The following is a 26738-nucleotide window of genomic DNA, read 5'->3' as shown; positions in this document are numbered from 1 at the left end:
CTACTTCTTGTCCTTCGGCTTGTCCGAAGCGGCGTCGGAGGACAGCGCGGCCACGAAGGCTTCCTGCGGGACGTCGACGCGGCCGATCGTCTTCATCCGCTTCTTGCCTTCCTTCTGCTTCTCCAGCAGCTTGCGCTTGCGGCTGATGTCACCGCCGTAGCACTTGGCCAGCACGTCCTTGCGGATGGCGCGGATGTTCTCGCGGGCGATGATCTTCGACCCGATCGCGGCCTGGATGGGTACCTCGAACTGCTGGCGGGGGATCAGCTCGCGCAGCTTGGTGGTCATCTTGTGGCCGTAGGCCTGGGCGGCGTCGCGGTGCACGATCGCGCTGAACGCGTCCACCGCCTCGCCCTGCAACAGGATGTCCACCTTCACCAGCTGCGATTCCTGCTCGCCCGCCTCCTCGTAGTCGAGGCTCGCGTAACCGCGGGTGCGTGACTTCAGCGAGTCGAAGAAGTCGAAGATGATCTCCGCCATCGGCATGGTGTAGCGCAGCTCGACGCGGGTCTCCGACAGGTAGTCCATGCCGCCGAGTTCGCCGCGGCGGGACTGGCACAGCTCCATGATCGAGCCGATGAACTCGCTCGGCGCGATGATGGTGCACTTCACCACCGGCTCGTAGACATTGCGAACCTTGCCTTCGGGCCAGTACGAGGGATTGGTGACGACGTGCTCGGCGCCGTCCTCCATCTCCACCCGGTACACCACGTTCGGGGCCGTCGAGATGAGGTCGAGGTCGAACTCGCGCTGCAGGCGTTCGCGCGTGATCTCCATGTGCAGCAGGCCAAGGAAGCCGCAGCGGAAGCCGAACCCGAGCGCGACCGAGGTCTCTGGCGTGTAGGTCAGGGCGGCGTCGTTGAGCTGCAATTTCTCCAACGCGTCGCGCAGGTCGGGGTAGTCGGAGCCGTCCACCGGATACAGGCCGGAGTACACCATCGGGCGCGGCTCGCGATAGCCGGTGAGCGGTTCGGTCGCGCCGCCGCGCGCGCCGGTCACCGTGTCGCCGACCTTGGATTGGCGCACGTCCTTCACGCCGGTGATCAGGTAGCCGACCTCGCCGACGCCGAGCCCCTGGGTCGGTTTCGGCTCGGGCGAGACGATGCCGATCTCCAGCAGCTCGTGGGTGGCGCCGGTGGACATCATCTTGATCTTCTCGCGCGGGGTCAGTTTGCCGTCCACCACACGGACGTAGGTGACCACGCCGCGGTAGGTGTCGTAGACCGAGTCGAAGATCATCGCGCGGGCGGGCGCGTCCGCCTCGCCGACCGGCGGCGGAACTTGGGCGATCACCTGATCGAGCAGATCGGCCACGCCCTCGCCCGTCTTGCCGGAGACGCGCAGCACGTCCGACGGATCGCAGCCGACGATGTGCGCCAACTCGGCGGCGTAGCGCTCCGGGTCCGCGGCGGGCAGGTCGATCTTGTTCAGCACCGGGATGATCGTCAGATCCTTCTCCAGCGCCAGGTACAGGTTGGCCAGCGTCTGCGCCTCGATGCCCTGCGCGGCGTCGACCAGCAGGATCGCGCCCTCGCACGCCTCCAGGGCGCGCGACACCTCGTAGGTGAAGTCGACGTGGCCGGGTGTGTCGATGAGGTGCAGCACGAAATCGGTGCCCGCGTGCTCCCCCGTCCGGGGCGTCCAGGGCAGCCGCACGTTCTGGGCCTTGATGGTGATGCCGCGCTCGCGCTCGATATCCATCCGGTCCAGATACTGCGCACGCATCTGCCGCTCTTCGACCACACCGGTCAGTTGCAACATCCGGTCGGCCAGCGTCGACTTGCCGTGGTCGATATGCGCGATGATGCAGAAGTTCCGGATCCGGGCGGGATCGGTGAACGTCGTGTCGGCGAAGCTGGCGGGCACTCCACTCCTCATGGGTATCGGCAAACTGCCGTCTATCGTCCCATGGTGCTCTGCCAGTTTTTGCAGCGCCTTCGGCGCTGCGTGTTCGCGGCCCCCTCATGGCTCGCGCCCGAGCGGGCGAGACTCGCGACTACGTCGCATGCGCTTCGCCCACTCGGACACGAGCCGGGCCGCGAACGGTGCTCGTAAGACTCACACCCTGGCGGGTCGAGAGTGTGGTTGAGGCGTACGCCGACTCCATAGCCTCCTCGGAGACGAATGGCCCCCGCGACACAACGGTTGCCACGCGGGTGAGAAGCGGCGGGTGCGCCGTTATTCTCCTGGGATGGCCCGAAGTTGGAACACCCTCGGCAAGCAGATCGGTCTCATCGCTAAGCAACAGGGGCCCAAGATCGTCAAGCAGCAGGGTCCCCGGCTGGTCGACCGGCTGGTGGGGTCGCTGGCCCAGCGGCGCACAGGCGCGGGCGTCACGGTGCGGCCCGCCGCGTCGACGCCGGTCCCGACCGCCGAGCGGGCGCGGCAGATCGTCTACTCGCCGCAACTGGACGGCCGTGCCGATCCCGGGGAGATCGTCTGGACCTGGGTGCCGTTCGAAGAGGATCCGAGCAACGGCAAGGACCGGCCGGTGCTGGTGGTGGGCCGGGACCGTCGCATGCTGCTGGGGCTGATGCTGTCGTCGAACCCGGAACGCGCCTACGACCGCGACTGGATCGGCATCGGCAGCGGGTCCTGGGACCACGACAACCGCCCCAGCTGGGTGCGGCTCGATCGGGTGCTCGACGTGCCGGAGGCGGGCATCCGCCGCGAGGGCGCGATCCTGCCCCGCAAGACCTTCGATCTGGTCGCCCACCGGCTCTGCGCCGAATACGCCTGGCACTGAGGCGGGCCATGTCACGCGTGCTCGGGCCGACCAAGATCGCCATGCTGATCACCGACGTCGGTTTCCTGCTCTACTGGGCGATCGCGTTCGCCCAGGTCATTCCGCCCGAATGGGCGTACAAGGATTACACCGACCCGATCCTCAGCGACTGGAACTACTCGTTCGTCGTACTCGACCTTGCCGCGAGCGCCACCGGCTTGGCGAGCCTGTGCCGCGCACCCGGTTGGCGCACCCTGATGACCGTCTCGCTGACCCTGACCAGCGTGGCGGGGCTGCAAGCCATCGCGTTCTGGACACTGCGCGGCGATTTCAGTCCGCTGTGGTGGGTGCCCAACCTCTTCCTGCTGCTCTTCCCGATCCCGGCGCTGGTCACCTTGGCATGCGCCGCACCGCAGGAGCGCACCGCGAGCTGACCGCCCGGCCACAGTGACAGGTGCCGGCCGAGTGACCGGGGCCGATCGCCTTCGTCAGGAGATCATTTCGCGGGAACGGCCGAACAGCAGGCCGTAGAGCAGCGCGCCGAGTGCGCCGCCGATCAGCGGGAACACGATGAACGCCCAGACCTGCCCCATCGCGCCGTCCTGGTAGGGCGCCACGGCGAGGCTGCGTGCCGGGTTCACCGAGGCGTAGTCCACCGGAATCGCCACCAGGTTGATCACCGCCAGCGTGGCGCCGATGGACAGACCGGCCAGCGGCACGTCGGAGAGCTGATCGGTGGAGGACAGCACGACGAAGACCAGCAGCGCCGTGAGCATCACCTCGACGATGATCGTGGCGGCGATGCCGAACCCGTTCTGCACCACCACCTCGCCCAGCGGCCCCCGAATCGCCGAGGGACTGTGCTTGCCCCACCCGTTCGCGGCGAGGCCGTCGACCGACCGGTCGTACGACGGCAGGTTCTTGGCCAGCGCGAACAACACGAGACCGGCGAGGAGCCCGCCGATCAGCTGCGAGATCACATACCCCGCCGCGGACACGCCGCTGATCCGGCCGAGCAGCAGGTGCCCCACGGTCACCGCCGGGTTCACGTGGCAGCCCGAAATCGGCCCGATCGAATAGACGAGAAACATCAGCGACAGGCCGAAGGCGAGCGCGATACCCAGCGGACCGACCTTCTCCCCCGCCAGCACCGCGGTGCCGACACCGCCGATCACCAGGACGAAGGTGCCGAGCGCCTCCGCGCCCCATTTCTTGCTCTCGGGAACCGGTTTGTTCTCGACAGCCTCTTCGACTACTTCCTGGGCCGTTGGAGACATCTGTCCACCTTCCGCGTTCCAGACATGTACTCGGACGAGTCGTGGTACCGCTTCGGCAACGCCAGCCGCTCGAAAGCAACGGTTGCTAGGAGGACGCTACGCGAGTCGTGTGATCTCTACAACGACTTCGGCGCCGGTCGAGCCGCCGCCCGAGAAGAGGCCCTTCAGCGGCGGCATATCGCGTAGCGTCGGCCCACCCGACGGACACGTGCTGCTCGGTGCCTGCGGTGTGCCGACCGGACCGTGAGCCCGACCACCGCCGGTCCACGCCTCGACGCGGGCGTACTCTCGCCCGGAGACCGTCGGGCCGATCCCCGCAGCCGGATCGCGGGTGGAACTCGCCGGTCGCCAAGGAAGTCCAGCGCGGTGCCGTGTCCGGCATCGACCGGGCCGGGTCCGGTGTCGGATTTCGCGTGCCGAACGGTGACTGGTAACCTCGACCTTCGGCGCTGCGTTACCCGTTCCATTCGGGTATGTCGCGCGCTCGACGAACTTTCCCAGGACAGACCTACCAGACAGGAACACGAGGAACCGGCGTGGCCAACATCAAGTCCCAGTTGAAGCGGATCCGCACCAACGAGGAAGCGCGCAAGCGCAACCAGTCGGTCAAGTCCGCGCTGCGCACCGCCATCCGCAGCTTCCGCGAGGCCGCTGCCGCCGGTGACAAGGAAGCCGCCGCCGCGCGCCTGCAGTTCGCCAGCCGGAAGCTGGACAAGGCCGCCTCGAAGGGCGTCATCCACGCCAACCAGGCCGCCAACAAGAAGTCGGCCCTGTCGCTGGCTTACAACAAGCTCTGATTCACCCGGTACCGCGTGCCGGTACCGCACTCGTGGTGTGACGCAGCCGTCGTGGCCTCGATGACCACGGCGGCTTTTGTCGTGCCCGGACAGCAACTGCCCGGACAGCAACCTGGTTCCCACGCCGTTTCAGCTGCTGTTTCGAGATTCGGCCCGCGCTGTGTCGGAGGTTCCAGCTACCATTCCGCGCATGGTAACCGTGTATGCCAATCAGACGGTCGTTCGCGCCGAGGATCTGCCGGACGTGATCCGCGCGGCCGAGGTGCTCGGATTCGGACTGAAGATCGAGAATGTGCTGGTTCCCGACGACGACGGCGGTTACTCGTTGGAGTGGATCGTCACGCGGGACGAGGACGTGCCCGCCTACGAGGAGTGGGAAGGCCGCTACGAAGACGCGGACGACGACGGCGAGCTGGTTCTGACCTCCACGGAATAGCCCCCGTCACCGGGTATCCAGGTCGGCGGTGAGCCGGTCCAGCGCCGTCTGGGAGTCCGCGTCGGCGGCGCGGTAGATGACGATCCGCTGGTCGGGATCCTGCACGGGCATGAGCACCTCGTAGCTGACGACCAGCGGACCCACCACCGGATGCCGCAGCGGCTTGTTCCCCCGTCCCTGCACGCGGACGTCGTGGCGGGCCCATGCCTGCTCGAACTCCGCGCTGTAGGCGGTGAACTCGGCGATCAGGTCGGCCAGCGCCCGGTCCTCCGGATGCGCGGCCCATGCCGCGCGCAGATCCGCGATGCCCTCCCGGATGATGCGTTCCCGCTCGACATAGAAATCTCGCATGCCCGGGTCGAGCAGGCACAACCACATGGAGTTGCGCTGCCGCTCCGGCAGCGCGCCGAAGTCCGTGATCAACGCCGCCATCTCCCGATTCCAGGCCAGGATGTCGTAGCGGTGGTTGACCAGCATCGCGGGCAGCGGGGACAGATCGCGCACCAGCATGGCCAGTGCGGGCGCGGGCACCGTGCTCGGCTTGCCGCTGTCCGGCTGCCGCTGTCGCGCCAGATCGAACAGGTAGGCGCGCTCGTCGTCGTTCAAGCACAAGGCCCGCGCCAGCGCGTTCAGCACGTCCACCGACGGCCGCAGGCCCCGCCCCTGCTCCAGCCGCACGATGTAGTCGGTGCTCACGCCGGCCAGTTCGGCCACCTCTTCCCGGCGCAGCCCCGGCGTCCGGCGCGCCTGCTTGCGCTGCGGCAAGCCGAGATCCGCCGGCGTCAGCCGCTCCCGGCGAGCCCGCAAGAAGGCGGCCATCTCCTGCACTCGATCCGCGCCGCTGCCGGACCCCGCGTGCGTGCGCGGACTCCCACCGCTGGACCCGAGGTCGCGACGCTGGGTCGAATCAGCACCGCTCCCGGGTCCGCCGTGGTTGCGCGGGCTGCCGCCGCCAGGCCTCGGATCGCGGCGCTGGGCCGACTCCGCGCCGCTCCCGGGTCCGGCGTGGTTACGCGGGCTGCCGCCACCGGAGGTGAGGTCGCGGCGCTGTGTGGGGTGCACGGTGCTCATCACCGTCGATCCTACGGCTGCCTAGGACTGGCTTTCCCAGGATGAAGCTTCCCTTACTGGTCCTCGCGCGGCGCTGAAGACTGGCTTCCGGCAACGAGACATCGCGAAAACACAAGGAGCTGGACATGTCCGGAGCTCGCACCCTCGACACCTACCGGCTGCTCGGCCGCTCGGGCCTTCGGGTGTCACCCCTGTCCCTGGGAACCATGACCTTCGGCGCCGATTGGGGCTGGGGCGCGGACCGGGACGAGGCCCGCAAGATCTTCGACACCTATGTCGAGCGCGGCGGCAACTTCATCGATACGGCCAACCAGTACACCAACGGCACCTCCGAGCAACTGCTCGGCGAATTCACCGCGGACAACCGCGAAAGCTTGGTGCTGGCCACCAAATACACCATGCTGCGCCGTCCGGGTGACCCGAATTCGGGTGGCAACCACCGCAAGAGCATGGTCGGCTCGGTGGAGGCCAGCCTGCGCAGGCTGAACACCGACTACATCGACTTGCTCTACCTGCACGCCTGGGATTTCCTGACCCCTGTCGAGGAGATCCTGCGCGGTATGGACGATCTGGTGCGCTCGGGCAAAGTACTCTACGTCGGCATCTCCGACGCGCCTGCCTGGCAGATCGCACGGATGCAGACCATCGCGGACCTGCGCGGCTGGTCGCCGCTGATCGCGCTGCAGATCGAATACAGCCTGATCGAGCGGACCGTCGAGCGCGACCTCATCCCGATGGGGCGCGAACTGGGCCTCGGTGTGATTCCGTGGTCACCGCTGGCCAGCGGTGTGCTCACCGGCAAGTACAGCCGCGCCGACCTCGACCACCAGGCGGATGGTTCGCCCGAAGGCAGCCGCAAGAACGTGGCCGCCGCCAACGGCTCGCTCACCGAACGCGGCCTCGCCATCGCCGACGTCGTGAAGCAGGTCGCCGAGGAGATCGGCAAGACGCCCTCGCAGGTCGCGCTGGCCTGGACGCTGCGCGAGCCCGGAGTCACCTCGCCGATCATCGGCGCGCGCACGGCGGCGCAACTGGAGGACAACCTCGGCGCCCTCGACGTGGAGTTCGACGCCACCCAGCTCGCCAGGCTGGAACAGGCCAGTGCGGTGGATCTCGGGTTCCCGCACGAATTCCTCAACCGCTCGATGACCCAGAGCGTCACCTTCGGTGACCTGAAGATCGAAGGGCGCGTCTGAGCATAGATTCGATTGCGGCGGTGCGAAGCGAGACCCGCACCGCCGCATCGGATCGCACGTGATCGGCGGCGCGGCCGGTCTCCGGCGAGCTGGCGTCCGCCGCGCACGGGGTACCTGCCGAGTTGGGTGGGCACCAGCCCCGCATGACGTTGACCCACCGGGAACCAGGGCCGAGGCTGAACCCCTCTGACCATCGAAGGATCTCAGCACTCGGGACCGACCCGGCAGGCAGAAGCGTGTGCCCCAGCGAACGGGTTGGAGCGGGTCGACCGGGCCCGGATCAGCTCGCGCCGTGCAGATCGAGGATTCGGGTAAGGGCGTGTTCCAGCGCGTAGCCCGCGTCGGCGGCGCCGCCTTTCACGTCGGCGTTGAGGGTCGCGACCACCTGGAGGGCGGAGCCGATGGTCGCGGGGGTCCAGTTGCGGGCCTGGGCTTGCGCTTTCTTCACCTTCCACGGCGGCATGCCGAGCTGCTGGGCCAGCTTGAACGGGTCGCCGCGCCCGGCCGAACCGACGCGCGCGATGGTGTGCACCGAGTCGGCGAGCGCGTCGGCGAGCAGGACATGCGGAACGCCGCGGTCGTTCGCCCAGCGCAGTGCCTCCATCGCACCGGGTCGATCCCCAGCCACCGCGAGCTCGGCCACGTCGAACCCGGAGACCTCGGCCTTGCCCGAGTAGTAGCGGCGCACGGCCGCGACATCGATCTTCCCTCCGGTGTCCGCGGCCAGCTGCCCGCACGCCGCGGCCAGCTCACGCAGGTCCGAGCCCACCGCTTCCAGCACCACTTGGACGACCTCGCCGGACACCCGCACTCCGGCGTTGCGGAACTCACCGCGCACGAACTCGACGCGCTCGGCGGCCTTGGTCAATTTGGCGCAGTCGTGGGTGACTGCACCGGCTTTCTGCAGCGCGGGCGCGAGCGCTTTGGCGCGTCCGCCACCGGAGTGCACAACGACCAGCAACACACCCTCGGGCGGGCTCTGCGATGCCTCGGTGATCACCGCGACCGCGTCCTTACCCGCCTCGGCCGCCGCCTCGAGGATGATCACCCGGTCCTCGGCGAACAACGAGGGGCTGAGCAGTTCGGCCAGCTCCGCGGTACTCGCGTCCCCCGCGCGCAGACGATCGACCGGCACCGCGGCGGGGTCCGGAGCCAACGCCCTCACCTGCGCGGTGAGCGCGCCCAGAGCCCGCTCGATCAGCAGTTCCTCTTCCCCGAGCACCAAATGCACGGGCGCAGGCCGCTCGCTCACGACGGCGCCTCCTCGTCGCCGGAGGGCGTCGTGCTCGATGGCTCTGCCGCCTTGCTCCATTCGCCGCGCTCGTCCACAGCCCGATCCTACGGTCCATGACCGACACCTCACCCTGGCCAGGGGTAGTCGCGCCACGCGTGATCCCAGTCATCGCGAACTCGTCATACGCAAGTGGCCGCCTCCGGCCGAGACCACGATGTCGCCTTCCTGATCCGTGCGTACCACCGTCGCGCCGAGGGCCGACAAGTCCGCGAGGACCGCGGGGGCGGGATGCCCGAAGGTGTTGTCCGCGCCGACGCTCACCAGCACCAGACGCGGACGCACCGCGTCGAGGAATTCCTTTGTGGTGGTGCGTGATCCGTGGTGCGGAAGTTTGAGGATCTCCGCCTGGATGGGAATCCCGGCGTGCATCAGAGCCCGCTGCGCGGTGGCCTCGATGTCCCCGGTGAGCAGGATCCTGCCCGCGGGCGTGCGAGCGGTGAAGACCACCGAACGGTCGTTGGCGCCGTCGGTTTCCGCGCCCCGGACCGGTCGCGCACCGTTCCTGGCCGGCGCGAGCACCTCCAGTTCGATCGACCCGAAACTCAGAACATGTCCGGCCGACAATTCCAGCAGCGGCACTCCCGCGCTCCTGGCGATGGCCGCGACCTGCGTGAGACCGGAGGCAGGCGCATGCGCGTCACCCGACGGACGCGCCTGGCTCCGCATCCCGTATCCGACCGGCCGACAATCGATTTGCGCGTGTCCCAGCACGGGAGCGGCGCGATCGTGGCTGCCCGGCAACCGGCTTCGCGCTCCTCGTCGGCCGAACGAAACGATTCGGTTCTTCCGGGCATGACCTTTCGCGAACCCGCTGAGCCGGTGCACCTCGGCGGCCGGTGCGGTGGCGGGCACGGAAGCGCACCCGGGCCCCGCTTCGGGCGTCGACCGATCGTGTGCGGGTGGCGCGAGCACGTCGAGCTCGTGGACGCCGACGGCGATCGCGTCGACCGTGCGGCCGTGCAGCGCGCCGGCGAGCCCGTCGATGTGATCCGCGTGCGGATGGGTGAGGATCAGCAGCGGGATGCGCGAGACGCGCAAACGATCCAGGCAGGTCCGGATCGGGCGCGGATCCGGCCCGACATCGATGACCACGGCGGCGCCGGGACCGACCGACAACGCGAGGCCATCACCTTGGCCGACGTCACACGCCGCGAGGACCCAGCCGGTCGGCGGCCAGCCAGGGTGCCAGAGCCGCACCGGGACCAGGACCACCGCGACGCCGACCACGACCGCGGCGGCGATCCGCCGCACAGGGCGAACACGCAATGCCGCGATCAGGCCCACCACGACGGCACTCGCGATCAGGCCTCCCGCCAGGCCACCCGGGACCGCGACGGACGCGCCGGGCAGCGCGGCCGCGTGGCGGGCCACCCACAACAGCCACCACAGCGGCGGTGTCGCGCAGCGCAGCGCCAAGTCGGCCAGAGGCGACCACAGGCTCGACAGCGCGGCACCGGCTGCCCCCGCGACGGTGATCGGCGCGACGACCGGGGCGACCAGCACGTTCGCGAGGACGGCGACGAGGCTGAGCTGTCCGGTGAGCGCGATCATGATCGGCGTCGTGACCACGAACGCCCCGGCGGACACGGCCACTGTCTCGGCGGGCACCCGCCACCATCCCCTGGCGCGCAACCAGTCGGCCCAGCTCGGCGCCAACAGGATCAGGCCACCCGTCGCGACGACCGACAACGCGAACCCCGCGTCGACGGCGAGCCCTGGCCAGAGGGCTAGCAACGCGATGATCGCGGCGCACAACGCGGGCAGCGCCTGTTTACGACGCCCGGTGAGCACGGCGAGCAGGGTGATCGCGCCCATCGCACCGGCGCGCAGCACGCTCGGGTCCGGCCGAGCGACGACGATGAACATCAGCAGCGCCACGGCGGCGACAGCCGTAGCACCGCGCGGGCCGAGCGTCAGCAGGCGCACGACGAGCAACACCACCGAGAGCAAGATGGTGAAATTCGCGCCGCTGACCACTGTCAGGTGTTGCAGCCCAGCGCTCTTGAAATCTTCGCGCACCTGTTCGGGCAACGCCGAGGTATCGCCGACGACCAGCGCCGGCAGCAGCCCTGCGGCGTCGGCAGGCAGGGCCCGCGTCGCCGAGGCCGCGAAGTCGGCGCGCACCGTATCGGCGGCGCGCTGCCACCACGGCCGGGGTCCGGCGGCAGTGGGCGCGCCCTGCGCGTGCAGCGTGACGACGGTGAGGTCGGATCGGCGCGGCATTTCCACCCTGGCCCGGAATTCGACCGGCCCGCCCGGCGACAAGTCACCCCACTCCGGACCGGAAGCCAGGACGACCACCGCACCACCGGCGCGTACCGTCACCCCGCCGCGTCGGTACTCGCGCAGATCCGCCCGGACCACCCATTGACGATCCGCGCCGGAGACTGTGGCGCGCAGCGGTTTCGGATCGTCTGTCGGAATGACCACCACACGTACCGACTGCCCGGCCGAAGCCCGCAGCGGATGGGTCGCCACGCGATGTTCCCGCCATGCCGCCGCGGCCGCGAATCCCGCGCCGAGCACCACAGCGGCGAGGGCAACCACTGCCACCGCTCGTCGGCGTTCGCCGCGGTGCGCGGTCACCCACAACAGCAACACCCACAACCCGATGGCCGAGACAGTCAACGCGATCGACAGCGCGAGCCCGGCCCGCCACCCTGCCGCCACCGCCACGATGGTCGCAACCCAGCAGCACAAAGCGGCGGGCAGCAGGCGAGCGTCGAGTGCCTGAACGACGCCGGGCTCCTCCGACGCGACACCCTCCCCCGAACCTCGAACGGCTCCGGCGCGCGTGCGGGCCATGGACGATTCCGTATCGGCACCCAGCTTCCGGCGAACCAGTTCGAGCAACCCGGCGGCGCTCATACCCGCACCAGATCACGCAGCCGCGCCAAGCGGGCGGGGCCGATGCCGTCGACCTCACCGAGCTGCTCGACCGTGCTGAAGCGACCGTTGGTGGTACGCCAGCTGACGATCGCGCGTGCAGTGACCGGCCCGACACCGGGGAGAGCATCGAGTTCGGCTTCGGAGGCCGTGTTGAGGTCGATCCGGCCCGCCGGGCTCGACGGACGGCTCGGCGCGGCGGCGGACCCGGTGGATGGGCGTCCGCCTGCGCCGATCGTGCCACTGCCCTGCTGCGCCGGGCCCGAGCTCGGCGCGGCCGGACCGACCTGCACTTGATCGCCATCCGACAGCCGCTGCGCCAGATTCAGGCCGGTGGTGTCCGCGCCTTCACTCGGGCCGCCCGCCGCGGCGAGCGCGTCGGCGACACGCGAACCTTCGGGGAGACGAACCAAACCGCTGCGGTGGACCAGGCCGACCACGCTGACGACCAATTCCGTCGTCGGCGGGCCGGGTTCGACTGCCCGCGGTGGCGCTCCGGCCGCGCTCGTGGTGGGAGCACTGGTTGTCGCCAAGGCGACGCTCTGTCCGATCGGCAACGGCGGCACCGTGTGAGCGATCGGGCGCTCGCGGAACACGACCACCCCGGCGAAGACCATCGCGGCAAGGCCGACGAGCGCGAGCGTACGGACCCCGTGACGCCCCGGATCGAGCCGCAGACCCCGGAACCGTTCGGGCACGAGGCGGTGCAGCCGATTCGCGCCGGGCGCCGGATCCTCCAGCCAGCCGGGCGACCGAACTCGGCCGACATCGTCTTCGGACTCCCGGTCGGGCGCGGGGTGGCCGGGCAGCCGCACGAGATCCCATTTCCCCGCGGCAACAGGGCGGCTCGCGGGCCGGGGCCCACCGGCTTGCGCGACACCATCGGAGTGGTTTCTCACGGGTGCCGACCGGCGGTCGCTTTCGTCATCCTCGAATTCGGCGGGGCGGGCATCCACCACCTTCCCGACATCGGGTGCGGGTTGCGTCTCCCCAGCTGTGGGACCGAGGCGGACGACAGGCGGCGTCCGGCCCGTCTGCCACCCGAGACCCACTGGGCGCGAGGCATCTTCGTCCGAAGTCGATGGGCGTACGACCGTGCTCGATCGACCCCGGTATGGGGCGGCCGCCGCGGCCCTGGCGGTGCGGCTCGGACGATCCGGCTGCCCCGTTTCCCCCACGGGCACGCTACGCGCAGACCGCGCCGTCTCCCATCCGGACGGTCCGTGCTCCGCGTCGGGCCCGGCCTCCCCGGTGCCGACGCCGGCCGTCATGCTCGCGCCGACCCGGGCGGTCAGCTCACCCAATCGCCGCCGTACCCGCTCGCGTTCGTCCTGTCGTGACATGGCCGCGACGGTAATGCGGGCAGGCGCCGGAAAGACCTGTCCGACCAGCGGATTCGACGAACCTGTTGACAACCGCGGCTCTGTGCACAACTCGCCGTGGAACAGTGGCGGCTATGCCGGAACGCGCTCGTGGCTCTGTGCCGCCTCAGCCCAGATCCTTGGCGAAGCAGTTAGACAGGGGCAGCACTTCGTACGGCGAGAAGATCGGAATTCGGTGGTAACCGCTGCGTTCGTAGAAGCGGACGGCCTCCGGTTGCAGGTGACCGGTTTGCAGGATCAGCCGGGGGCGTCCGGCCGCGCGGGCGGCATCCTCGGCGGCGGTGAGCAGTAGCGCCGCCGCGCCCGAGCCGCGATGCGCGGGACGGACGAACATCCGCTTGACCTCGAGTTCCTCCCCGTTCCACCGCAGCGCGGCGTGACCGACCGGACCATCGGAGTACGCCACGAAAGTGCTGTGCACAGTGGCGGAATCCACCGCGTTCGGGTTCGTGGGCAGTCGCCTGGCCAAATGCGCGTAGCGCGGCCCGACCTCGGCCGCCATCTCCGCGCGCAACATCACCGCGTCCGGATGGTCCCAGTCCACGGCGGTCACGGTGAGCGGAGGACGGACCGGCGGCTTCGCGGAACTCATGCTCCGACGCTAGCCGTACGCTGGGGGACGCGCTCGCATTCGGATCACCGAGATCGTTGTCCGCCCGAAGACCCGCACACGCTCAGCGACACCCGCCGGGGAGGACGAGCACGCCGAGCGCCCCCAACCCGAGATGCACCGCCAGCGCGGGCCCGAACTCGGCGACGATGAGTTCTTCGAGGCCGGGAACGAGTTCCCGCAACTGGCCCGCGATGGTCTGTGCGGCGTCCTCGGCGCCCAGATGCTGCACGGCCACCGCGGCGCCGTCCTCGCCCGCCGCGTCGACTGCCGCGGCGATGAGTTTCGCGTACGCCTTGGAGCGCGTCCTGACCTTCTCCCGCAGCTCCAGCCGTCCCTCGACGATCTGCAGCAGCGGCTTGGTGACCAGCTCGCTGCCGAAGAACGTCGCCGCCGCCGACAGCCTGCCGCCGCGCCGCAATTGCTCGGTGCGATTGACCAGGATGAACGTGCGGGCGCGCGCGGCGGCCGCCACCGCCGCGTCGTACACCACGTCCAGCGGCGCCCCCGACTCGGCGCGCCGGGCGGCGGCCAGCACGGGCAGACCGGTGGCCAACCCGGCTCCGAGCGAGTCGACCAGCCGGACGCGGTCGGCGGCGTCCATGTCGCGCACGGCCTGCCGACCGGCCTCCCATGTGCCCGACAGCCGCCGGGAAAGGTGCACCGCGACAACGCCGTCACCGCCGCTGCGCTCCAAGGCCCGCTCGTACACCTCCCGCAGCTCGCCGGGCGAGGCGGCCGAAGTGGTTACGGTGTCGGAGGCATAGTCGATCTCGACCGGGTCGACGCCTTCCCGCATCGCCCGGTCACCGACCAGGACGTGCAGCGGGACGACGGCGATATCCAGCTCGTCGAGATGTTCGGCAGGGAGGCTGGCGGACGAATCGGTGACGACCACGACTGCCACGGACTACCGAACCTCCTGCAGGGTCTTGACCATCGCGTTGGCCACCGCCGTGTGACCGTTCCAGCCCCAGTGGATGCCGTCCGGATTCGCCTCGCCGGAGAAGATGTTGTCGCGCACCGCTTCCCCCAGGTCGACCAGCGGCACCGAAGTCCGGTTCGACCACGAGCGCAGCGCCTCGACCGCCCGTGGCCGCCCGGAGTGCACGCGGCCGTAGGCCGCGCAGTTGTGCACCGAGGGCAGCACCGCGACGACCGGCAGGTCAGGGCGCAACTGCGCCAGCGCCGTGCGGCACTGTTCCAGATAGTCGACACTCACCTTCGGCGGAAGCGCCACGGGCCTGCCGAGTTTCGACAACTTGGGCTGCAGCCAGTTGTAAGTGGCGCGGACGACCCGGCGCAGCGCGGGCGGGCGCACATAGCGGATCAGTTCGCGCAGCGCGGTGGGCAGCGGCGAGGGCAGCGTGTCCATGCCGCCGACGGCGAAGACCACCGCACCGGCGCGCGGCACCGCCGCCCACACCCGAGGATCGCCGATCAGGGCCCAATAGGCGTCGCGGCAGGTCCAGCCGATCCGGGCGACCAATTCGACGTCCCAATCCAGTTCGGCGGCCACGAGATTCGGCCAGATACGCGGATGGTCGGCAGGCAGTCCGCCCTTGGGCCCGAAGTAGGACAGGGAGTCGGCGATCACCAGCAGCACGGGGCGCCCGGCTTCGCGCGTTTCGGCGGGTTCGTCGGCGCCCGCGGATTCCGGAGCGACAGCGGTGAACTCGGCCGCAGCGAGTTCGGCTTCCCCTGTCACAGCGGGTCCGGTCGTCGCGGAGTCGATCACGGCGTCTGTCGGCGCGGGCGATGCGGAGATCGCGTCGGCCGCGGACCCGTCCGTCACCGCGACCGATTCGCCGAGTGCTCCGGCGAAACCATCCGCCCTCGCGGCAACCCATTCCCCGACCGCGTCGGCCGCGGATCCGTCCTCCGCCGGGGCAACCGGCTCGCCGAACGCTGCTGTGGACCCGTCCCCCGCCGAGACAACCGGTTGGCCGAACGCTTCCGCCGACTCGGCTATCCGTTCGGAAGCGTCATTCGCGGTACCGACGGGCGAGGCGTCGCCGCCGACGTGCGCCTGCGGCTCGGCGCTGGTGACGATGTCACCGGATCCGTCGTCCTCCGAGTCGGATTCCTCTCCGGACTCGGGCCCGCCGCCGGAATCGCCTGCCGCGCCGGAAGCTCCGTCGGATGTAGCCGCGGGTTCGCGGGGAGCCGATGGCGGGCCGCCGAACAACGCGTCGGGCAACTGCCGTTCGGCCTTCGCCGAGATCTTACGGAACAGTTCGTCCGGGACCGATCTGATCGGCTCTTCAGAGGACATCCGGTGCTACCTTCGCCGCTGCGTTCCACACATCCAGACGCCAACCGGGCTGTTCGATGCTCGGGCCGTGACTGCTGAGCTGCACCCAGCTGGTATTGGCCAGTCCTCCGAGGATCGGCCAGTTCTGCGGCGGCAGGTCGAGCAGCGCAGCCGTGAGGGCGGCGATCAGTCCGCCGTGCGCCACCAGGATGATAGTCCGGCCCGGCCAGTCCTGTCGCTCGACCAGCAACTCCTGCACCACCGGCAGCGACCGCGCCCCGACCTCGAGTTTGCTCTCGCCGTTGGGCGGGGTGTAGCGCGCGTCCAGCCGCCACGCCATGCGCGCGCCCGGATAGTCGGCGTCGACCTCCAGGTGGGTCAATCCCTCCCAGTCGCCGAGATTGGTCTCCCGCAACCTGACGTCGGGCACGACGGTGAGCCCGGTGTGTTCGGCCAGAGCCGTCGCGGTGTCGAAGGCACGGCGCAGATCCGAAGCGTGGATCGCGATGGCGTTGCGCGAAACCAATTCGCGTGCCGCCTCTTTGGCCTGTCTGCGACCGAGTTCGGTGAGATCGGTGTCGATCTGGCCTTGCATGCGGTCGGTGGCGTTCCATTCGGTCTGCCCGTGGCGCAACAGGATGAGGGTGCGCACGCCGGCATGTCTGCTCACGATCGCGCCTCGTCCTCCGTCGCCGCGGCGCGCGAATCCGGCGCGGCCCCGGTGAGACCGGCGACCGGCACCACGGGGCAGTCCTTCCACAGGCGTTCCAGCGCATAGAAGTTGCGCTCGTCGTTGTGCTGGATGTGCACGACGACGTCGACGTAGTCCAGCAGCGCCCAGCGGCCTTCGCGGGTGCCCTCGCGCCGGACCGGCTTGTGCCCGGCCGCGCGGAGCTTCTCCTCGACGTTGTCGACGATGGCGTTCACCTGACGCTCGTTGGGCGCGGACGCGATCACGAAGCAGTCGGTGATCACCAGCTGCTCCGACACATCGAGCACCACCACGTCGGACGCCAGCTTCTCGTCGGCGGCCAGCGCGGCGACCTGCGCGATCTCCACCGACTCGGTCGACGCGGTCATGCCTGCACCCCCCAGGCGCTCGGCGGGACGGCACTCGCGGCCGTGGGGATCGTTCGCTCGCTCATGCCCGCACCTTCGCTGCGCTCGCTCACGCTCAGCTACCTTCCGCTGCTCCGGGCACATACAGGTGCCGCTTCGATATGTACTGCACCACGCCGTCGGGGACGAGGTACCACACCGGCCGATTCTCGGCGGCGCGGCGACGGCATTCGCTCGACGAGATGGCCAGCGCGGGGACCTCGACCATGGTCACCGCATCCGGCGGGAGATCCCGCAGATGCTCCTCGAGATGATCGATGTTCAGCTCGTACCCCGGACGGCTCACCCCGACGAACTTCGCCAGTTCGAACAGTTCTGCCCAATCCTGCCATGTGAGGATGCTGGCCAGCGCGTCCGCACCGGTGATGAAGTACAGCTCGGCGCCGGGATGGGCCGATCGCATCTCCCGCAGGGTGTCGACGGTATAGGTGACCTTGCCGCGCTCGATGTCCGCACGGCTCACCGAGAACCGTGGGTTGGACGCGGTCGCGATGACGGTCATCAGGTACCGGTCCTCGGCCGGGCTGACCTGCTTGTGCGATTTCTGCCAGGGCTGCCCGGTCGGGACGAAGATCACTTCGTCCAGGTCGAACCGGTGCGCGACCTCGCTGGCGGCGACCAGATGCCCGTGGTGGATGGGGTCGAACGTGCCGCCCATCACCCCGAGCTTGCGGCCGCGCCGACCTGTCTCGTGCATGACTGCCGAGCTTAACGGGTCGCTCGCGGCCCGCACGGGGCCGGTAAGCGGGAGCGGGCACCGAACTGGAGACAGCCGCCCGCAGTCTGCCCCGCCGCACGGGCCCGGCGGCGCCTCAGGCGGTGGCGCCGCCGATCTCGCGCATCCGGGCCAGCTGCTCGCGGGTGCGCGCGAGTTCATCCGCCGCCTCGGCCGACCGGTCCGCCAGCGTGGCCAGCTCGGCGATCAGCGCCCGCATCGAGGTGAGCCCGGATTCGGGATCGGCTTCGCCGCACACGCGCAGCCAAGCCGCCGCCCGCAGGCAACGCGCCCGCTCCGCCACCGCGCCCAGCCCGGCCCACAGCCGCGCGGCCCGCTGGTAGGCGGCCACCGCCTCGTCGTCCTGCCCGCAGTACTCGAGCGCGGTGGCGGCCGACCACGCCAGCTCGGCGTGCAGCTCGGTCCGCTCCGGGTCGCGTTCGACGAGTCGGGCCGCCTCCAGGAACTGCCGCGCGGCCTCGCGGTGGCGGTCCAGTGCGTTCAGCGATCGGCCGAACTGCGCGCGGACCACCGCCAGTTCGCCGGACGGATACGGAATCGTGCCGCTGAGCAGCGCCTGTTCGAACAGGGCGACGGCCTCGCCGTGGCGCTCCGCGCGATGGAACGCGCGTGCGGCGACCACGGTGTGGTGCAGTACATCCGGTTCGGACAGCCCTTCCCAGCGTGCCGCGGCACGCACCGCGGCGTCGGCCAGATCGAGTTCGCGGTCCGGCTGGCTCGCGATGGCGATGACCAGCTGCGCGCCCAGCCGGGCGGCCTCCTCCCCGGCCAGCACCGGCGTACCGAGCGCCAGCGCTTCCCGCAGGTGCGCTTCCGCCTCCTCGGGCGTATCGGCGAGCCGGGCGGCGCCGAGTTCGGCCAGCCTGCGGACCTCCGTGGCCCGGTCGCCGGAGAAGTCGTCGGCCACCCGGACGCTGTCCGGTGCGCTCGCGGCGCGCGGCAGTGTGCTGCGCAAACCGAGCGGCAACCGGTCCAGGAACGGCTCGGCGGCGAGCCGGGCGGCCGTGCGCAGGCTGACCGCGCTGTTGCCGTTGCGGGCGTCGTAGCGGGCACACAGCGCGCCGATCTCGACTTCCAGCCGGGCGCGCACCGATTCCACCGTCCCCTCCGCCAGCGGAAGATCACCCAGCCGCAGCGCCACCAGCCTGCGCAGCAGCACGCAGACGCCGGTGGCGAAGGCCAGGCGCGCGCCCGCGTCGGCGCCGGAATCGGCCAGCCAGTTCGCGTGCTCGGTGAGAATTTCCAGCCCGCGTGCCTCGTTGCCGGTCAGCGCGCAGAATTCCATGTGCGAGGCCACCGACGGACGCAGGTCCTCGGTGTGCCGGACCAGCGGGTACCCGGTCAGGTGCGCGCCGCGTGCCGCCGCGACGCGGCCGGTGCGCACCAGCGGAAGCAGCGCATGCGCCAGAACGCGGTGCGGCTCCTCGGCGCAGGTCCGTTCGCCGTCGAGAACGGGCTTCCAGTGCGCGAGTCCGCCCTCGTCGTCACCGAGAGACACGCTCGTCAGGCCCCATTCGCCGCGCTCGCAGGCATCGCAGTCGGACATGCTGTCGCGCGGGGCGGCCATCGCCTGTTCCAGCCACGCGGCGGCGGCCGCGGTGTCACCGATCTCGCGGGCGAGTTCGGAGCGCAGGGCCAGCACCGGGCGCGGACTGTAGCCGCGCTGCCGGTAGCGGCTGTCCAGCTCGTCGAACCAGCGATCGATAGTGGACAGCGGCAGCGCGGGGTTGCCGACCATCCCCCAGGTCACCCATTTCAGGTACCAGTGCACCGAGTACGTCATCGAGCCCAGTTCGGCGGGGTGGTCGTCGTAGATCCGCAGCAACCTGCCGTAGGCGACGGGCACCAGATCGCGTTCGCCCGCGTAGGTGTACGACTGCGCGAGCTCCAGCAGCACCCTGCCTTCCAGCGCGCGATCCGATCCGGTTCGCGCGGCCGCGGCCAGGGTCTCCAGTCGCTCGGTGCGCGTCCGGCCGTGCGGCAGCGCGTAGACCTGCGCCAGTGCCGCGCCGATCTCGGCGGCGTCCATGTTCACTCCGTCTCTTCACCGCGGTCGGCGGCGCGTTGAGTGGCCCAGCCGAGGAATTCGCCGAAGGCGCGATTGAGCAGCGCCGTGTCGGCCGCGCTCAGCGGACGGTGGGTCATCAACAGGGCCTGCCCGTAGAGCGATTCCACCGCCGTCTTCCGGAAGCCGGGATCGTCGATGCGCGACAGCCTGCGCACGATCGGGCTGTGGTGGTTGAGCACGAGCCGAGCGCGCGGTGTCGCGACCGCCAGGGCGCCCAGGATCTCGGTCCACAGGTCGTCGGCGTCCTCGGCCGTCTGTGCTCTGGCGCGTTCGTTGCGCGCGGCGCGGCCGTCGAGATAGAGCGCGGGCACCGTGACCGGATGGAAGGCGCGCGCGATGACGTCGCACGACAGCGGGTCGAGCACGGTTCGCGCCAGCGCGAGTACCGGGGCCAGCGCCAGCTCGTCGCCGGGGTCGACCGGGTCGAGCGCCGCGGTGATCGCGTCGACGTCCAGGTCGACCACTTCGACGCCGGGCAGCAGCCGCGGCAGCCGCGCGATCAACTCCCGGTCGTAGGCGTAGCCGCCGTTGACGACGCCGATGCCCTGCGCGGCGGCGGTGGCCGCCACCTGACGGAACTCCTCGACCGTCGCCGTCACCCGGACGGTGCGGTGGTCGCGGGCGAACTCGGTGAGCGGCACGCGCCCGTCGGTGGTCTCGAAGTGCAGATGGGGCAGCATGATTCGCAGCAATTCGACGGAATGGCTCGCCATCGCCTTCACGCCGAGTGCGTGCACGGACAGGAACGCGGCCAGCCGCTGCGGCTGTTCGGCGGCGATCTCGGTGAGCCAGTCCCGGATCCGGTCTCCGAGCACCTCGCGCACGACGGCGAGCCGCTCGTCCTCGTAGAGGCCCTCCCGCGACGCGGTGGGGCGCAGCGTGTCGGTGTCGAGCACGCAGCGCACGAAGAACGCCCAATCCGGCAGCACGCCGCGCACCGCGTCGCCCAGGAGCATGCCCTTCAGGTACACCCGATGCGCACTGCTGTCGGACGGGTTGCCCGGCTGGGACAGGACATAGGCCACGCCGCTGACGCCTGCCGCACCGGCATCGAGTTCGATGGCGTCGAGCGGAACGAAGCCCAGCGTCCGGTGACCGTAGTCGAGCAGGGCGGCCCTGCGCCGCTCCGCCGACGGATACGCGCGGCGCCAGACCGGAACGCCTTCGGTGACCGTCGTCACAGCACCGTCCGACTCCACTGTCACCTCGTAGGGCAGCAGCGACCCGAATTCGCGTGCCAGGTCGGTCACCCGCTGCGGCCGGAACCACTCCCCGGCTCCGCCGCGCGGGGTGAGCCACACCGTCGTGCCCGGTTCCGCGTACTCGCCTCGATCGAGTGAGCGCACCGAGTAGGTGCCGTCGGCGCGGGCCAGCCACTCGACCGGCGAGGCGGTCGGGTCGGCGGCCGATCGGGTGACCACCCGGATCGTCTCGGCGACCGTGAAACAGGCCAGCAGCCCGATCCCGAACTGTCCGAGGAACTCCCGTCGTGCGCCTTCGATGTCGTCGCGTTTGGACGAGCGGCCGATGGTGGCGAGGAACCGGTGCACGTCGGCCTCGGTCAGGCCGACACCGGGATCGCTGATCCGCAGCCCGGATTCGTCCACGGAGAGCCGGATTCCGCTGGGAGTCAGCGGATCCAGCCGGGCACGTGCGGTGACCGCGTCGACGGCGTTCTGCAACAGCTCGCGCAGATAGACCCGCGGACTCGAATAGAGGTGATGAGAGAGCAGATCGACTATCCCGCGCAGATCGACCTGAAACGAATAGTTGTTGTGCACCGCCGCCGGATCATCCGGCGTTCTGTTCCCCATGGCCGCCGATCTTGTCGGCGCACGCCAAAGATCCCCTTAACGAACCCTTTCAGACGGTCGGGCGCTTGCTCTTCGGCAGCTTGCTCACGACGGCCTCGTAGGAGAGATCGACCAGCTCGTAGAGTTCGTTATCCGAGACCGCGCCGCCGAACTGGATGACGTTCCAGCCGTACCGCCCGATGTAGGCCGACGCCGCCACGTCCCCCGGGTACACCCGGACCAGTTCGTCGGCCTCCTCGCGGGTCCGCCCGCATTTGAGGCCGACCGATGTCGCGCCGAGAAAGGCGAAGATCTTGTCGCCGACCTTGGCGACGACGTCGCCCTCCCACGGTTCGTCCTGCCAGGCGCCCGGCTTGGCCAGGCAATAGCTCAGCAGCGCGGCGTCGTTCATGCCGTCTCCCTACACCGGTAGCAGCCGCGAAACCACCGCGGTGAGCTGTTTGGCCGAACGACATTCGTGCATCTCGATCACGTCGCGGTACTTGTCCGCCGCGGAATCGCCGGAACCCCATTGGTTGCGCGGTTCGGGATTGAGCCAGTGCGCGTGCTTGGCCACCTCGACCAGCGACCGCAGGGTGTCCAGCTCCGGGTCACGGTAGTTCGTGCGGGCGTCGCCGAGGATCAGCAGCGAGCTGCGGCTGGTGACGGCGTCCGGGAAGTCCCTGGCGAACCCGGCCAGCGCGTTGCCGTAGTCGGAGTGCCCGTCCAGGCCGACGACGTTCGCCTCACCGAAGATCCGGGTCATCGCCCGATCCAGCTGGGTGTGCGGATCGAAGAACCGGGTCACCTCGTCGATCTGATCGACGAACGCGAAGATGCGCACCCGGGAGAACTGTTCGCGCAGCGCGCTCACCAGCAGCAGCGTGAAGTTGCTGAAGCCGGCCACCGAGCCCGAGACATCGCACAGCAGAACCAGTTCGGGGCGGCCCGGTCGCGGCTTGCGGTGCACCAGGTCGATGGGCACACCGCCCGTGGACATGGACGCGCGCAGGGTGCGGCGAAGGTCGATGGCTCCGCGGTGGGCGTGCCTGCGACGCGCGGCCAGACGCGAAGCCAGGATCCGGGCCAACCGCTGGGTACTGCGCTTGAGTTCGGAGAGTTCGGCCTCGGAGGCGCGCAGGAAGTCGACCTCTTCGGCTTGCCGGGCGACGCCGTAGCTCGCCACGCGTTCGCGTCCGATCCGTTCGGCGACCCGCCGCCTGGTCTCGGCCTCGACGGTCGCGCGGAAGCCCGCGATGCGCTGCCGGGCGGCGCGGCGGGCGATCTCGGAGTCGAACTCGCTCGTGTCCGGCCCGAGGGCCATGCCCGCGAGGATCTTCGCCAGCAACGTTTGGGGCTGTACCTCTTTCAGCGCCTGGTACGACGAGAAGGACGGACCGCGGGCGGACTGGTACTGGCCGAGTTGCTCGACCAACTGCGCGGCCAGCGCCTCCAGTTGCGGGGTCGCCGACTCCTGCGCGAGCAACTCCGCGAGCAGTTCGCGCAGCGCCGGGATGTCCACGTCTCCCGAGGGCGTGTGCGGGATCTCCAGCTCGTCCTGGCTCGCGGCGCGTTGCCCGACGGCGACGGGGAACCACAGGTCGAACAGCCCGTCGAAGGTCGCGCGGTGGGTGGTGCGCCGTAACAACGCGCACGCCAGCCCCTCCCGTAGGACCTCACGGTCCATCAGGTCGAGCACGGTCACCACGCGGCCCGCGTCCACCGTCTCCGACGGTCCGACGGGTATCCCGCGCGCCCGTAGCGCCTCCACGAAGCCGACCAGATGTCCCGGAATACCGTGTGGCGCGCTCAGTGCCGCGACATCGGCGGGGACCGGCCCGGTCGCCATGGCTCAGGCCAGCTTCAGTTCGGCCAGCGCGCGCTGGTGGTCGCTCTGGTGTTTGAGCACCACACCGAGCGTGGCGCGGACGGTCGTGTCGTCCAGATCCCGCAGGCCGAGCGCCAGCAGCGTGCGGCCCCAGTCGATCGACTCGGCGACCGAGGGCAGCTTCTTCAACTGCATGCCGCGCAGCACGTGCACGATCCGCACCAGCTGCGCGGCGACCGCCGCCGACAGCTCGGGCACCCGGCTGGCCAGGATGCGCCGCTCCAGCTCCTCGTCCGGGAAATCCAGATGCAGGTACAGGCAGCGACGCTTGAGCGCCTCGGACAGCTCGCGGGTGGCGTTCGAGGTGAGCACCACGAACGGTTTGCGGCTGGCGATGATCGTTCCCAGCTCCGGCACCGTCACCGCGAAGTCGCTGAGCACCTCGAGCAGCAGGCCCTCGATCTCGACGTCGGCCTTGTCGGTCTCGTCGATCAGCAGCACCGTGGGATCGGTGCGCCGGATCGCGGTCAGCAGCGGGCGCGAGAGCAGGAACTCCTCGGTGAAGACGTCGGCCTTCGTCTCTTCCCAGTCGTTCTCGCTGGACGCCTGGATGCGCAGGATCTGCTTGGCGTGGTTCCACTCGTACAGCGCGCGGGCCTCGTCGACGCCCTCGTAGCACTGCAATCGCACCAGCTCGGCGCCCGAGGTCTGCGCGACCGCGCGCGCCAGCTCGGTCTTGCCGACACCAGCCGGTCCTTCGATCAGCAACGGTTTGCCCAACCGATCGGCGAGAAACACCGAGGTGGCGGTGGCCTTGTCCGCCAGGTAGCCCGTGCTGGCCAACCGTTCGATCACGTCGTCCACCGACGTGAAGATCGGCTCCTGTACTGCGCTCTCCGACACCACCCGGCACCTTCCTTCCGAACCATCCCCCACGCTACGGCAGCGCGTCGCCGATGCCGACTCGGCATCGGCCGCCGCGCACGCCGGTCAGACGGGCCGGATCTGTCCTTCGCCCCAGACGATCCACTTCGTCGAGGTCAGCTCCGGCAGGGCCATCGGGCCGCGGGCGTGCAGCTTCTGGGTGGAGATGCCGATCTCGGCGCCGAAGCCGAACTGCTCGCCGTCGGTGAACGCGGTGGAGGCGTTCACCATCACGGCGGCGGCGTCGACCCGGCTGGTGAACTCGCGGGCCGCGGCGAGGTCGCCGGTGACGATGGCCTCGGTGTGGCCGGTGCCCCAGGTGTTGATGTGCTCCACCGCCGCGTCCAGGCCGTCGACCACTTTGAGCGCGATGTCCAGGGTGAGGTACTCCTCGCCCCAGTCGGCCTCGGTGGCCGGAACCTGGCCGGGCAGGTCGCCGTGGATGGTGACGCCGGAACGCTCCAGCGCTTCGGTGAGCCTGGGCAGCGCCGTGTCCGCGATGCCCGCGTCGATCAGCACGGTCTCGGCCGCGTTGCACACGCTGGGACGGCGGGTCTTGGCGTTGATCAGGATTCGCTCGGCCATCTCCAGGTCGGCGGCGGCGTGCACGTAGACGTGGCAGTTGCCGGTACCGGTCTCGATGGTCGGCACCTGCGCGTCACGCACGACGGCGTTGATCAACCCGGCGCCGCCACGCGGAATGACCACGTCGACCAGGCCGCGGGCCTGGATCAGATGCGTGACGCTGGAACGGTCCTCGCTCGGCAGCAACTGCACGGCGTCGGCCGGGATGTCTTGCGCGGCAAGCGATTCGCGCAGCACCCCGACGAGCGCGGCATTGGAGCGGGCCGCCGAGGAGGAGCCGCGCAGCAGGGCGGCGTTACCGGACTTGAGCGCGAGCCCGAACGCGTCGACGGTGACGTTCGGCCTGGCCTCGTACACCATGCCGACCACGCCGAGCGGCACTCGCACCTGCCGGATCTCCAAGCCGTTCGGCAGGGTCGAGCCGCGCACCACCACACCCACCGGATCGGGCAGTCCCGCCACCTGACGCAACCCGGAGGCGATGCCGTCGATGCGGGGCTTGGTCAGCCGCAGCCGGTCCAGCAGTGACTCCTCGGTGCCCGCGGCCCGCGCCGCGGCGATGTCCTCGGCATTGGCGGCCAGCACCCGATCGGCGGCGGCCAGCAGCGCGTCGGCGGCGGCGTGCAGGGCGTCGTTCTTCCGCGCCGTCGTCAGCTGGGCGAGGGCTCGCGACGCGACCCTGGCCTTGCGCGCGGCCTCGTGCACCACCTCGCGAACATCAGGCTGGGTGGTCGTTCCTACCGTCATGGGTACAGCCTACGCACCGGGTACACCGCCGATTCCACCCGCTGCGACGCTCGCGCGGTCACGTGCGCGGCCCGGGCCGGGCGACTACCGTCCGGCGATATGACGGTCGAATCGGACGCTCCCGCGATCGTGGTGCTCGGCAGCGTCAACATGGACCTGATCACTACGACCGCACGCAGACCGGCCCCCGGTGAGACGGTCCTCGGCAGCGGATTCGCCATGGTGCCCGGCGGGAAAGGCGCGAATCAGGCGATCGCGGCGCGGCGGGCGGGCGGCGAGGTCCGCTTCCTCGGGGCGGTCGGCGACGACGTCTTCGCCGGTGAACTGCGCGCGGCGCTCACGGACGCCGCGGTGTTCACCGACCGGCTGCGCACGGTCGCCGGGCCGAGCGGCATCGCCACGATCGTGGTGGACGACGACGGCGAGAACAGCATCATCGTCGTCGGAGGCGCCAACACGCGGATGACCGAGCTGACCGAGGAGGACCTGGCGGCGATCGCGGCCGCCGATATCTTGTTGTGCCAGCTGGAGATTCCGGTCGAAACGGTCGCCGCCGCGGCCCGCCACGCCGGCGCGCACGGCACCACCGTGCTGCTGAACCCCTCGCCGGCCCGTCCGCTGCCCGCCGATCTTTGGACGAATATCGATGTCGCCGTGATGAATTCCGGCGAAGCCGAGCAGCTGAGCGCGGACCTGGACACCGTCGCGCACGTGGTCGTCACCCGCGGCGCGGCGGGCGCGGACTATCGCGGACCGGACGGCGCCCGCCTGTCCCGGCCCAGCCCGCGGGTCGATGTCGTCGACACCACCGGCGCGGGCGACGCCTTCACCGGCGCGCTGGCCGCAGCCTGGCATCGGGGGCCGGAATGGGCGCTGACCTGGGCTTGCGCGGCCGGGGCTCTGGCGACGACCCGGTTGGGCGCGAGCAGTTCGATCCCGGCCCGCGAGGAGATCACCGCCGCCCTCGCCGCGGAGTGACGACGCGCGCCGCGGCGGCTCCCGCTGCGCCC

General features: G+C 70.1%; 24 protein-coding genes. 6 read left to right on the top strand and 18 right to left on the bottom strand.

Annotated elements, in window-relative coordinates:
* Positions 1-1878 carry a translation elongation factor 4 gene (gene lepA, locus ACWEO7_RS09915; RefSeq protein WP_397073234.1) on the bottom strand — a complete coding sequence of 626 codons (1878 nt, stop codon included), beginning with the start codon at positions 1876-1878 and terminating at the stop codon, positions 1-3.
* Between the two features lie 313 nt (positions 1879-2191).
* Between lepA and ACWEO7_RS09910 the strand changes: the two genes are divergently transcribed.
* Positions 2192-2746: a type II toxin-antitoxin system PemK/MazF family toxin gene (locus ACWEO7_RS09910; protein ID WP_452422327.1), complete on the top strand. Its 555-nt coding sequence runs from the start codon at positions 2192-2194 to the stop codon at positions 2744-2746.
* A gap of 8 nt (positions 2747-2754) precedes the next feature.
* Positions 2755-3159 carry a DUF5360 family protein gene (locus ACWEO7_RS09905; protein ID WP_452422325.1) on the top strand — a complete coding sequence of 135 codons (405 nt, stop codon included), beginning with the start codon at positions 2755-2757 and terminating at the stop codon, positions 3157-3159.
* 54 nt (positions 3160-3213) lie between these two features.
* Here the strand turns inward: ACWEO7_RS09905 and ACWEO7_RS09900 are convergent, their stop codons facing one another.
* Complete coding sequence (locus tag ACWEO7_RS09900) at positions 3214-4002, bottom strand: aquaporin (RefSeq protein ID WP_355072367.1); 789 nt, start codon at positions 4000-4002, stop codon at positions 3214-3216.
* A 536-nt stretch (positions 4003-4538) separates the two neighbouring features.
* Here ACWEO7_RS09900 and rpsT point away from each other — a divergent pair.
* Both rpsT and ACWEO7_RS09890 read left to right on the top strand, forming a co-directional pair.
* The gene (gene rpsT / locus ACWEO7_RS09895) at positions 4539-4799 is read left to right on the top strand and encodes a 30S ribosomal protein S20 (protein WP_355072365.1); all 261 of its coding nucleotides are present in this window, start codon (positions 4539-4541) and stop codon (positions 4797-4799) included.
* A gap of 190 nt (positions 4800-4989) precedes the next feature.
* Entirely contained in the window at positions 4990-5235 is a 246-nt protein-coding gene (locus ACWEO7_RS09890) for a hypothetical protein (RefSeq protein WP_379254682.1), read from the top strand.
* A gap of 6 nt (positions 5236-5241) precedes the next feature.
* Here the strand turns inward: ACWEO7_RS09890 and ACWEO7_RS09885 are convergent, their stop codons facing one another.
* Positions 5242-6306: an MmyB family transcriptional regulator gene (locus ACWEO7_RS09885; RefSeq protein ID WP_452422323.1), complete on the bottom strand. Its 1065-nt coding sequence runs from the start codon at positions 6304-6306 to the stop codon at positions 5242-5244.
* Positions 6307-6431: 125 nt separating this feature from the next.
* Between ACWEO7_RS09885 and ACWEO7_RS09880 the strand changes: the two genes are divergently transcribed.
* Positions 6432-7502 carry an aldo/keto reductase gene (locus tag ACWEO7_RS09880; RefSeq protein WP_452422321.1) on the top strand — a complete coding sequence of 357 codons (1071 nt, stop codon included), beginning with the start codon at positions 6432-6434 and terminating at the stop codon, positions 7500-7502.
* Between the two features lie 280 nt (positions 7503-7782).
* On the opposite strand, the gene holA is transcribed toward ACWEO7_RS09880, so the two are convergent.
* The 15 genes from holA to ACWEO7_RS09805 form a co-directional block, all read right to left on the bottom strand.
* Positions 7783-8754, bottom strand: a complete 972-nt coding sequence (gene holA / locus ACWEO7_RS09875) for a DNA polymerase III subunit delta (protein WP_452422319.1) — start codon at positions 8752-8754, stop codon at positions 7783-7785.
* Positions 8755-8901: 147 nt separating this feature from the next.
* A complete protein-coding gene (locus ACWEO7_RS09870; RefSeq protein ID WP_452422317.1) occupies positions 8902-11664 on the bottom strand; it encodes a ComEC/Rec2 family competence protein in 2763 nt (920 codons plus the stop codon).
* Positions 11661-13025: a helix-hairpin-helix domain-containing protein gene (locus tag ACWEO7_RS09865; protein WP_452422315.1), complete on the bottom strand. Its 1365-nt coding sequence runs from the start codon at positions 13023-13025 to the stop codon at positions 11661-11663. The genes ACWEO7_RS09870 and ACWEO7_RS09865 overlap by 4 nt, the downstream gene beginning before the upstream one ends.
* Positions 13026-13170: 145 nt before the next feature.
* Positions 13171-13656 (bottom strand): GNAT family N-acetyltransferase, encoded by a 486-nt coding sequence (locus tag ACWEO7_RS09860; protein WP_452422313.1) that lies wholly within the window; start codon positions 13654-13656, stop codon positions 13171-13173.
* A gap of 82 nt (positions 13657-13738) precedes the next feature.
* A complete protein-coding gene (locus ACWEO7_RS09855; protein ID WP_452422311.1) occupies positions 13739-14581 on the bottom strand; it encodes a DegV family protein in 843 nt (280 codons plus the stop codon).
* A gap of 3 nt (positions 14582-14584) precedes the next feature.
* Positions 14585-15280 carry a diglucosylglycerate octanoyltransferase gene (octT, locus tag ACWEO7_RS09850; RefSeq protein WP_450018721.1) on the bottom strand — a complete coding sequence of 232 codons (696 nt, stop codon included), beginning with the start codon at positions 15278-15280 and terminating at the stop codon, positions 14585-14587.
* A 658-nt stretch (positions 15281-15938) separates the two neighbouring features.
* Complete coding sequence (locus tag ACWEO7_RS09845) at positions 15939-16523, bottom strand: histidine phosphatase family protein (RefSeq protein ID WP_379254761.1); 585 nt, start codon at positions 16521-16523, stop codon at positions 15939-15941.
* 71 nt (positions 16524-16594) lie between these two features.
* Positions 16595-17008 carry a ribosome silencing factor gene (gene rsfS / locus ACWEO7_RS09840; protein WP_355072349.1) on the bottom strand — a complete coding sequence of 138 codons (414 nt, stop codon included), beginning with the start codon at positions 17006-17008 and terminating at the stop codon, positions 16595-16597.
* Between the two features lie 94 nt (positions 17009-17102).
* Positions 17103-17744: a nicotinate-nucleotide adenylyltransferase gene (gene nadD, locus ACWEO7_RS09835; protein ID WP_355072347.1), complete on the bottom strand. Its 642-nt coding sequence runs from the start codon at positions 17742-17744 to the stop codon at positions 17103-17105.
* 115 nt (positions 17745-17859) lie between these two features.
* A complete protein-coding gene (locus tag ACWEO7_RS09830) occupies positions 17860-19812 on the bottom strand; it encodes a hypothetical protein (protein WP_452422309.1) in 1953 nt (650 codons plus the stop codon).
* A gap of 2 nt (positions 19813-19814) precedes the next feature.
* Positions 19815-21665 (bottom strand): HSP90 family protein, encoded by a 1851-nt coding sequence (locus ACWEO7_RS09825; protein WP_452422307.1) that lies wholly within the window; start codon positions 21663-21665, stop codon positions 19815-19817.
* A gap of 49 nt (positions 21666-21714) precedes the next feature.
* Positions 21715-22056 (bottom strand): MmcQ/YjbR family DNA-binding protein, encoded by a 342-nt coding sequence (locus ACWEO7_RS09820; RefSeq protein WP_450018702.1) that lies wholly within the window; start codon positions 22054-22056, stop codon positions 21715-21717.
* A gap of 9 nt (positions 22057-22065) precedes the next feature.
* Positions 22066-23493 carry a vWA domain-containing protein gene (locus tag ACWEO7_RS09815; protein WP_452422305.1) on the bottom strand — a complete coding sequence of 476 codons (1428 nt, stop codon included), beginning with the start codon at positions 23491-23493 and terminating at the stop codon, positions 22066-22068.
* 3 nt (positions 23494-23496) lie between these two features.
* On the bottom strand, positions 23497-24378 hold the full coding sequence (locus tag ACWEO7_RS09810) for an AAA family ATPase (RefSeq protein WP_452422303.1): 882 nt from the start codon (positions 24376-24378) through the stop codon (positions 23497-23499).
* An 84-nt stretch (positions 24379-24462) separates the two neighbouring features.
* Positions 24463-25728 carry a glutamate-5-semialdehyde dehydrogenase gene (locus tag ACWEO7_RS09805; RefSeq protein WP_452422301.1) on the bottom strand — a complete coding sequence of 422 codons (1266 nt, stop codon included), beginning with the start codon at positions 25726-25728 and terminating at the stop codon, positions 24463-24465.
* 99 nt (positions 25729-25827) lie between these two features.
* On the opposite strand from ACWEO7_RS09805, the gene ACWEO7_RS09800 reads away from it, so the two are divergent.
* Positions 25828-26706: a ribokinase gene (locus ACWEO7_RS09800; protein ID WP_452422300.1), complete on the top strand. Its 879-nt coding sequence runs from the start codon at positions 25828-25830 to the stop codon at positions 26704-26706.
* Positions 26707-26738 lie beyond the last annotated feature (32 nt).

Source organism: Nocardia sp. NPDC004260 (assembly GCF_053603155.1).
The sequence above is the reverse complement of the archived record's forward strand: the minus strand, read 5'-3'. Positions and strand labels throughout refer to the sequence as shown.